The organism is Halorubrum saccharovorum DSM 1137 (genome assembly GCF_000337915.1).
GTDB lineage: Archaea > Halobacteriota > Halobacteria > Halobacteriales > Haloferacaceae > Halorubrum > Halorubrum saccharovorum.
Genome location: NZ_AOJE01000044.1, coordinates 1 through 9,749 on the forward strand (window position 1 = coordinate 1; position 9,749 = coordinate 9,749).

Annotated in this window: 4 protein-coding genes and 3 pseudogenes; 1 reads left to right on the forward strand and 6 read right to left on the reverse strand. The window is 58.5% G+C overall.

Translation table 11 applies throughout. The features are described 5' to 3' along the window. Nucleotides 1–11 precede the first annotated feature (11 nt). Entirely contained in the window at nucleotides 12–218 is a 207-nt protein-coding gene (locus tag C471_RS16985; RefSeq protein ID WP_152421855.1) for a hypothetical protein, read from the reverse strand. Between the two features lie 521 nt (nucleotides 219–739). On the opposite strand from C471_RS16985, the gene C471_RS16350 reads away from it, so the two are divergent. After that, nucleotides 740–2,581 carry a multicopper oxidase family protein gene (locus C471_RS16350; RefSeq protein ID WP_080505561.1) on the forward strand — a complete coding sequence of 614 codons (1,842 nt, stop codon included), beginning with the start codon at nucleotides 740–742 and terminating at the stop codon, nucleotides 2,579–2,581. A gap of 501 nt (nucleotides 2,582–3,082) precedes the next feature. Here the strand turns inward: C471_RS16350 and C471_RS09115 are convergent. The 5 genes and pseudogenes from C471_RS09115 to C471_RS09130 all read right to left on the reverse strand — a co-directional run. Beyond that, nucleotides 3,083–3,934 (reverse strand): sugar phosphate isomerase/epimerase family protein, encoded by an 852-nt coding sequence (locus C471_RS09115; protein WP_004048460.1) that lies wholly within the window; start codon nucleotides 3,932–3,934, stop codon nucleotides 3,083–3,085. Nucleotides 3,935–4,986: 1,052 nt separating this feature from the next. Continuing rightward, nucleotides 4,987–5,275 (reverse strand): annotated as a pseudogene (locus tag C471_RS18355) (IS5/IS1182 family transposase); the annotation flags it as partial. 68 nt (nucleotides 5,276–5,343) lie between these two features. Further along, complete coding sequence (locus tag C471_RS09120; RefSeq protein WP_239638641.1) at nucleotides 5,344–8,139, reverse strand: ThuA domain-containing protein; 2,796 nt, start codon at nucleotides 8,137–8,139, stop codon at nucleotides 5,344–5,346. Then, nucleotides 8,031–9,098: pseudogene (locus tag C471_RS18050) on the reverse strand (ThuA domain-containing protein); the annotation flags it as partial. The gene C471_RS09120 and the pseudogene C471_RS18050, both read right to left, overlap by 109 nt. 78 nt (nucleotides 9,099–9,176) lie before the next feature. Next, nucleotides 9,177–9,749, reverse strand: a pseudogene (locus tag C471_RS09130) (hypothetical protein); the annotation flags it as partial.

Sequence of the window (9,749 nt, forward strand, 5' to 3'; positions counted from 1 at the left end):
GACATCGTGTATCAGGGGACGACCGAGGAGCTCGAAACCGAGGACCTCGACGAGTACCTCGTCGTCTGATACCCGAACCGGAGTTCGCTCCTTCCGGGCGAAACTACTCTCCGGTCGTCTGCTTCCGGACCGATCGCGTCGCGTATCGGGATTCCGAGGATAAGTAACGTTTCCGGGATCCAAGTGTCGCCGGCGATACCGACTTCCTCCACTCTCATACTGTTCCAGTAATTCTCCGCTTCGCGTGCTGCTCCGTGTAACACGGAAAGCACCGACTGAGCGTAATGTATGTTGAATAAATATTAAGTATATCCGATTGTAACTGGTGTTCAGGTGCCGAAGTAATAGAATGTCGAAGTGGATGCGTCGGTTGGTGCCGTCGGAGGCTACACCTGGAGATGTCCTTCGAGCGGCGCGGACGCTGGCGAGTACCGGCCACCTCACGAAGATGGTCTCGACAAGGGATCGCAATGTGTGGGCCTACTCCTACCAGCTTCGAACGAAACTGAGACAGGTGCAGGTAATATCGATTATACGATCGCGGGTCGACGAACGTGAAGTGAACGGCAGCCTTCGGTCATCGGAGCGATGAGAGGGTATCGTCCTTGAGTTTCGTGGTCGTGGCTGGAGTTAGTGAATCAACATAACACGTACAATGCCGGACCAAAACACTGATCGGGAGAATTCACTGACTGGAGACGATGAAGAATCGATCGCAACTAACTTTCGACGACGTTCAATGCTGCGAGGGATTGGAGCACTGAGCGTCCCTAGCTTGCTCGGTGCTGTAGGAAAATCGGCCGCCGCATCGAATGGCGCCCTCAATGAGCCAAACGGTGTCCCACAGGCTGCTCAGGTTTCCGGCTCTTCACCGGAGCTGGAAAAGTGGGTAGATGAAGTCCCTCGACCGGGTGTTATCGAACCGCAGGGAACCAAAGAGGGGCAACCGTACTACGAGGTGGAAATCCAGGAAGTGGAACAAGATATCCATCGCGATCTCCCGTCGACAACGGTATGGGGGTACGACGGCCAATATCCCGGTCCAACTATCGAGGCGACACGCGGTGAACCGATCTATATCCGCTGGCAAAATACACTCCCTGACGAGCACCTTCTTCCAGTCGATACGACGATCCATGGTGACAAGGTGCCATACGATACAACGAGCAGCCGTGTCGTAACGCATCTCCACGGTGGGAACGTCGAACACGAGAGTGACGGGAAACCCTTAGCATGGTTTACTCAGGATTTCGAAGAGACCGGGCCCAAGTTTACGAAAAAGGATTACCACTATGTGAACGATCAGCCCGCATCGACGCTCTGGTACCACGACCATTCACTAGGTATTACTCGCCTCAACGTGTATGCGGGCCTCGCTGGATTTTATCTGCTACGGGATGAGTCTGAGCCCGAACTCGATCTCCCCAGCGACGAGTATGAAATCCCCCTCGTCCTCCAAGACCGTACGTTCAACGACGATGGGTCCCTTTTCTATCCGACAGGGGTAAGCGAGGAAAACACTGCCGAATCACGCCCTGAGCCGAGTATCGTTCCGCAGTTCTACGGGGACACATCGGTCGTTAACGGGAAGGCTTGGCCTCGATTGACTGTTGAGCCGAGGAAGTATCGGCTTCGACTTCTAAACGGGGCCAATAGTCGATTCTACAATCTGAAACTCTTAGAGTACGACGAATCGGCCGGAACAACCGGGGAAGAGGGCCCCTCGTTCACCTTGATCGGGAATGACGGCGGCTTCCTCCCCGAGCCTGTTCAGATCACTGACCGGCTCCAACTTGGTTCAAGCAAACGGGCAGATGTCGTCGTTGACTTCTCGGAGTATGCGGGCCAGACGCTTTTGCTCCACAACAATGCGCCCGCCTTGTTCCGTGGCTCAGTGGGTGACGACGCAGAGGACACGAAACCACTTCCGGAGGTGATGGTCATCGATGTTGAAGGTACGGAACCTGTCGCGGATCCGAGCCGGGTTCCGAGTAGCCTGGGGAGAGTCCCTGAAATACCGATTGACTCCGCCGACCGTAATCGGTACGTAACTCTTGCAACACAAACCGATGAGTATGATCGACCGGTACATCTCCTCGGAACAGGGGAGAACATCACTGGTAACCATCTGTACGACCCAGTTACTGAGACACCTACGCTCGGTACTACTGAAATTTGGAGTATCGCCAATATCACCGGGATGTCTCACCCCGTCCATCTCCATCTCGTTCACTTCCAAGTACTTGGCCATCAGCCGTTTTCTGACTTCGATCCGGATGCAGACACCATCGATCCAGCATCGCTTGACCCACCGAGGACAAATGAACAAGGCTGGAATGATGTTGTTACCGTCGACCCTGGCGAGGTCGCACACATAATTGTCCACTTCGGCGAGTACGATGGGCTGTTCAACGACCAAACTGGACACTATATGTGGCACTGTCACATGCTTGAGCACGAAGACCACGACATGATGCGGCCACTGGAAGTTCTCCCGGATGACAGTGGAAATAATGGAGGGAAGTGTGAGCGGCCGGTCGATGATGAAAACCGTGATAGCGGCGGACCAATATTCGAATAGCAATTCGGTCATCCTTGATTTGCAGCTCCGTTTCTCTTCTTGACACGCAAGTTGATTTCTCTCACCCAAAAGGGTGGTTTACTTCGCCGTTCCTCGAACCGGATTTTCGACGAAGTCCGCGACCACGGCTGTATGTACATCGCATTCGGGAACCCGATCGGTATTCGGAAGCGAACGGCGGTCCAGAGCGATTCCATATGTGGGCGGTTAGATGCTTGGTATCGGTCTGTCGCGTACAAGCCTGAGCTGTTCGATATCCGGGTTGAGAAGTGGGTTCTACCTACCCGTCTCGACGGTGTTCTTCATGCGGATTAACCCAGAATCGGCGGCCAAGAGACGTCGTCGAGTGGAGGCGTCCGCTTCAGTGTGCGCTGACGGCAGGGACGCTGAATCTGAATGCGAGTTTACCGTCTCCGCCGATCGCCGGTAGAAGGTGTCTACTGACAGGTTCCCGGGTTCGATCGTGAGTTACTGACCTACTCACGGTCGTCTGTCTACGTACTAGTCCACGTACTGTTCAAGCGCTTCAAACGCCTCGGCAGCGGCCTCATCGGGCGCATGGGGATACGTGTAGAGTTCCATTGTCGCGAAGCCGTCATACCCAATACCGTCTAAGGCCGCAAAGATGGCCTCAAAGTCAATATCCCCCTCTCCGGGGATCCGATGATAATGCTTCCCCCCTCGGCCACCGACGATATCTTCCAGATGAATTCCTGTGATATTGCCAGCGCATTTCCGAACGCTTTCGGCCGGATCTTCACCGGATACGGCTGCATGGCCGAGGTCAAGGTTGACGCCCAGTGCGTTGCTACCCACTTCGTCGATAACCGTCAGCGCCTCGTCTGTACACTCGATGAGCAACTCCGGTTCGAATTCGATACCGACTGAGACATCAGCGGATTCGGCGTAGTCAGCGATCTCGTAGAGCGAGTCGTACAGATACTCCCGTGCTTCTTCAGGTGGATTCCCGGGGAGCGGGCGACCACTGGGGATACAGACTGCCGGGGAATCAACTGCTGAGGCAAGATCGATCGCGCTCTTCGTGTATTCGATGCGCCATTCTCGATCTTCGTCGTCCGTGGTGATAATCGTCGGATCAAAGAAGGAGGAAGGCGGCGCATCATCGTAGTACGCGGAAGTGTTATTCGCATTGATGTTCGATACTTGGAGCCCCGTTTCCTCCAGTGCGGTCTCAAGCGCAGCCTGATCATCTTCGTCAAAGTCTGGAAGATACGCATGCGGGGTATCTGCCAGGATTTCCACACCAGTATAGCCGTGGTCGGCAATCCGCTCTACGGCATCCGGCAGTTCGAAGCGCGTATACGCGTTCGTTGAAAAGGCAAGTTCCGTCATACCAGTCGATCACGGCATCTTTAATTAAGTATTGGGGAACCGGCGGTCATTCGGACTTAAATACGTATCTTCGAAGCCGTGCGAACGCTTTCTATCTCGGTCGTACGATCATATCGATACGGAGCGTTCGCGACGCGGGCCTGGAGTACTACCCCCATCGAGAAGCCCGTCTACGGCAACTACTGATCGGGCACCGGTCCGATCTGTCCCGCGGGTGTTCGTTCTGATCTGTCCAACAGGCGATCGTCCTGATGCCCCCTCATACGGGACGAACTCTGGGTGGCTTCTCGAAAACGTATTCGTAGCCGTCGACGATGCACCACAGGAGGTATTCGTAGACGGATTGAGACACGGATACCGAGTTGGGGCGGGTATCGGCCGAGGGAACGGACGAAGGCGCGTTGTTTCTCAAGCACCGGGACGACTTCGTTACGGGAGAGTTCCTGTACGCGGACAGTTCTTGGTATGCGTACGGATGCCACGCGCGATCAGTAGCGATTCCGCTCGTCGTCACCGATCTGCCGGAGGCGATCGCAACCGGATCTGAGATCGCGCGTCCAGTCGAGCCGCGATTGACGGACTCCGGTTCGCGGTTCCGCTCCGAATTGAATAACTTAATTCTGGCATACAGAACATATGGCTGACAAAACTCTCGATACAAATTACATTAGTACGTATGTAATCCCAAACGTAAAATTCGACTGAAGAGGTCTTAGAACGGTATATTGCAGGTAATTCTCTTCGTATCTCTGGTCGAATATCGATCTCATATTGTTCTGGTATTCGGAACAAGGATCTGCGACTGATGTTCAGTTCACCCTCGTTGACCGTGCTAAGCGCCCGTTTCGGGAATCGTCCGTGCCGGTCGTCGATCGCGTGTCCGCGATCGTCTGCCGTCAGTGTGTGGTGCTCCGTTCGCTGGGTCTCGCGGACGAACGCTGACTCAGACGGTTCGAACGCGCGAGGAGGGCATGTATCGTTTCCGAGATGATCGTCGACGCTGACGGTCCGCGTCGCGTGCTCTGGATGGCTGTCAAGGACGAGTGTTCATCGTGATCGGCGGTATCGTGCGGCTGCGACTCTCGGCGCCGCAGCGCCCGCCAGGTCTTCATCTGAACCGATCAGATATCTAGTGAGAGTGATGCGAGAAATCTCTCGTCTTGAGGCCGCTATCGGACGATGTTTGTAGTATCTCGCTCGGCGTGTCAAGTGCCTCGCGGTAGAATTTTTCCGGGTGAACCGGAGACCCCAGAGCGAAACGACGGAATCGTCGGCGAAGCCCCCGTGTCCTTCGGGGGCGGCTGCTTCGCCTCGGCCGCCAACGGCGGTTTCAGCTAACGTCTCGCGTCACTTCCAGTGGTTTGATGACCTGTCCTGCCGCCTCACGGCGGTTCATCAGGTCCTAGGCATCAGACGATCTCGATGTCACCTACCATCGCACTCGGATGGACGGTACAGATGTACTGGGCCATCTCTTCCGAGGCAGTGAACGTTAGCGTTGTTTCCACGCCTTCATCGCTAACGTAATCGGTTCCGGCCACTTCGCCGCCACTACTATCCTGCACGACGAAGTCGTGAGGAGCCCCATCGGCGTTCGTCCACGTAACGGTGTATTCTTCCCCTTCACGGAGGGTGAGCGTCGGGCTCGTCTCACCAGCGATATCTTGAGACGATGTCACTTCCCACCCCCCTCTCGTGCTTCCGTCCATTCGGATCGTTTGAGCCGGGTCGAGACCGGCTTGGTCTTCGCCATCTGTCTGATGGATCTCGATCCCGCTGAACTTCGTGTTATCCGCCTGGGTGGTCGAGGAGATCGATAGCACTCCGTCAGTGACCTCGATACCCTCAACGGTCTCCGTGGTTGCCGTCAGAGAGCCTACTTCGGCGTAGATATCGTAGTCAGAGAGCACCGTCTCTCCCTGGATCGAGACATCGAACAGACGCGATCCTTCACCGGTATCTGTTCCGCCGCGACCTTCGACGCCCCACCAGAGCTCGGCGAAGTGGAGCGTCACGTCGTAGGTGCCGTTCGGAACTTCGATGTCGTATCCGATACCTTGGCCGTAATGTTCGGTTTTGTAAAGCAGGTCGTTATCTGTCCCCTCGATCGAGAACTCACCGTCTGCCTCAAGAAGCGAGGTGATGGTGTGACTCCCGGTCTGTGTGACCCCTTCGTTCGGAAGCTTGTCGAACTCTAATCCCCCGATCGTGGCCGTCTGACCGTGGTTTTCACTGCCAGAATCGAGTCCGTAGGGGATCGACACCGGGGCGGGCTCCGGCTCGGGTTCCGGCTCGGGTTCCGGCTCGGGTTCCGGATCCTCCTCTCCGCCGCCCGTCTGTTCGATTACGTAGAGGCCTGGGTCGCTGGGGTCGGAGAACCCTGCACCGAATTCCAGGACGTACAGCTCCCCGTCCGGGCCGACGGTCATGTCCTGCGGTCCGATGTAGTCTTCAGTGGGGAGGAACGGCTCGATCTCCATCACGTTTCCGTCGTCGTCGAACGAGACGCACTTGACCCAGCCCTGGTTCCACTCCATAATGAACCACTTACCGTCGTAGTACTGGGGCAAGGCGTTGTCACCGAAGCCGTCTTCGGACCGGAAGACCGGTCCCGCCATCGGCGCACCGCCGCCCTCGATCTCCGGCCACGGGTTGTCATCCGGGACGTATTCTTGGGCATACCCCGGAACCTCGTTGTACAGGTTATCCATCGAACCGCCGTAGCCGTAGAAGATCGACGCTTCTTCGGCCGGCGGTAGCTCTTCGAGCCCGGTGTTGTTCGGCGAGTCGTTGATCGGGTTCTCGGGGTCGAACGCGCCGCTCGACTCGCCGGTCTCGAAGTCGTAGTCCTGGTAGGGGATGTTCGGGCCGGTGAAGTACGGCCAGCCCTGGAAGCCGGGCTCGCTCACCACGTTGAACTCGACAATCCCGGGCGGACCGCGTTCGGCGTTCCAGCTCCCGGCGTCGGGACCGTAGTCGGCGTAGTACAGCAGCCCGGTCTCTTCGTCGACCTCGATCGTGAAGGGGTTTCGGCACCCCATCAGATAGATCTCTTCGCGCACCTCTCCGTTGTCACGCGCGTCGGCATACTCGTCACCCGTGAAGAGGTTCCCATCGGGGATCGAGTACCCGCCGTCGTCTTCGGGAACGATCCGAAGGATACTCCCTCGGAGGTCGTTCGTGTTTGCGGAGGTGCGTTGCGCGTCGAATGATTCGCGACCGTCACGCTCGTCGATCGGCGTGTAACCGCTGGACTCGAACGGATTCGTGTCGTCGCCGGTCGAGAGGTACAGCTCTTCGCCGTCCGGACCGAACGCGATGTCCCCGCCGACGTGGCAGCAAGTTTCACGCTGCGTGTGGACCCGAATGATCTCCGCTTCGGAGTCGGGGTCGATCGTGTCACCGTCGACCGTGAACCGGGATAGCAGGTTATAGGGCTGGTCGCCCTCCACTTCAGCGGGCGAATAGTAGATGAACACCCAGCCGTTATCCTCGAAGTCCGGGTGGAAGGTAATGCCCTGTAAGCCGTCTTCCTGACCGGCGTACACATCGAGAGAGAGCGCCGTCGACACCTCGTCGGATTCCGGATCGTAGACTCTTACCGGCGCTTGTCCGGTGTTGCCGTCTTCGCTGCCACTAATGCGGTCAGTGAAGAACACGCGCCCGTCGGGCGTCGTGTCTACCTTCATTCCCTCGTAGATGTCGGACGTGATCTGGGACTTGGTGTAGCTGTTCCAGACCGTGCCAGTGGCGTCACCCTCTTCGAAGCCGCCGGCCCAGAGGATCCCGCCGAGGACGTGATCGATGAACGCGTCCTCGTCGAACGATTCGTGAGTGTGGCCGCGTCCAGTGTACCAGACGCGACCGCCCTGGTACACCTGTGCCCAGGAGATGGGGTGATCTTTACGGCCGTTCTCCATCGCCGCGCCGTCGTAGCTGTCCTCGTCGAGGGTCGCGAGGACGTGCACTTCGCCGCGCGGGCTTTTCGAGTAGTCGTACCACTCGTCGTAGACCTCCCAGCTGGCGGGCAGGTGGTCGGTCGACGGGTGGACCTGATCCGTGACGTGGATCTCGGCGTCCTGATTCTCCGGGTGGCCGGTGAAGTAGGCACCNGGACCTGATCCGTGACGTGGATCTCGGCGTCCTGATTCTCCGGGTGGCCGGTGAAGTAGGCACCGCCGTGCATTCCGAGGTAGAAGTCCCACTCGCCGTCGCCGGGGTGGTGAGTGTCCCCGGCCGCGTGGATGCCGGCGTAGCCGCCGCCGTTTCGCATGTACTCTTCGAATGCGTCCCGCTGGGCGGGGTCGTCGAGGACGTCGCCGGTCGTACTGAACCAGATGATCGCGTCGTACTGCTCGAGTTCGCTCGCGTCGGTCGGGAACGCGGACGAGTCGTCCGGCTTCGTCTCGGTCACGTCGTCGGGGACCTCCTCGGGGACCGTATCGATGTTGACCGAGTTCGCACCCGTCTCCGCCGCGATCCGATCGCTCAGCCCCTTGATCTTGTCGACCCCGTACGGAATGTTACGGTGAGAGTACCCCTTCGTGACAAACACGAGCATCAGGTTCACTTCGTCCGGACCGGGCATGGGGCCACCGCCGTCGCCGACGGCGACCTCGCCGCGCTGGGAACCTGAATGAGGCGCACAGTAGTACTCGGCCATCGCCTCGGTGGCTTCGAACTCTACGACCTGCGTGGTACCTTCTTCCGAGACCTCTTCGGTGGCAAGAATCTCGTTGCCGTCGGCGTCGACGATGACGAAGTTGTGAGCGTCGCCGGTCGTGTTCGTCCATTCGACCGTGTAGCTCTCGCCGGCCGTCAGGTCGAGCGTCGGATTCGTCTGCCCACCGATCGAATCGGGCGAGACGCCGACCCAGACGTGGTTGCCCTGCTCATAGTTACAGACGTTGTCCGGGGGGCCCTGCACTTCGCCGTCTTCCCAGACGTACTCGCCGCGGCCGCGACCGCCGCCGGCCTCGATGTTGACCGCTTCGAGCTGGATGACGTTGTCGTCGCTCTGCCCCGCGGCCAGTCCACCGAATCCAGTGAGACTCGTCGCGCCGATCCCGGCCGCCTGAAGGAACCGGCGGCGGCCGGTCGACATCGTCTGAGCGAGTCCGCTATCGCTGCCTCGTGCGTTCGATTGGTCGTTGTGGTTCATCATCCTAGAATACCTCGTGATGCTGAGTCTCCGATCGATACGTCGCTGTGCGTTCGCGCGCGTGTGTTCTTTTTGTCCGCATTAGTTGTCCCCCGTCGCGTTGCCGTCCACTGTTTGGTTGCCGCCGGTGGAGTCGGTGGTGTTCCCGGAGTCGGTGGTGTTCCCGGAGTCGATGGTGTCGATATCTTCGTCGACGCTGGCGCCAGCGCCGGATTCGCCGGAAACGCCCGCTTCGGCGGCTTCGTTGTTCACCGTGACGTCGAAGTGCGTGTACGTGCTCATGATCGCCGGGTGGTCCGTACTCTCCTGGAGCACGTCGTAGGGGACCGCGGTCGCAGCGACGAAATCGCCGGCTTCGAGGTCGTCGTAGTCTTCGGCCTCGTCGGCAGTGACGTTCGTTCCGTATTCGTCGCCCGAGAGGTCCGGGTACTGGCCGTCTGCACCGTCGGCCATTACGATAGGCGAGTGGGGTCGCACGTCTTCGGGGTCGAGGTCGTAGCGGTCTTCGGTGATGAAGCTCGCGTCCGGTGCGTGGAGACTGACGGTATACCGGAGGTAGACCGTTGTCGTGTTCGTCCCCGTGTCAGTTTCCTCTTCGAACGCGTCGGTGGTGCCCGCAGCGCCGTAATACCCGTTCTGGGCGTCAATCGGATC

Coding starts and splice junctions, on each gene's coding strand:
- C471_RS16985 (WP_152421855.1), bottom strand. CDS start 218: ATGAGAGTGGAGGAAGTCGGTATCGCCGGCGACACTTGGATCCCGGAA.
- C471_RS16350 (WP_080505561.1), top strand. CDS start 740: ATGCTGCGAGGGATTGGAGCACTGAGCGTCCCTAGCTTGCTCGGTGCT.
- C471_RS09115 (WP_004048460.1), bottom strand. CDS start 3,934: ATGACGGAACTTGCCTTTTCAACGAACGCGTATACGCGCTTCGAACTG.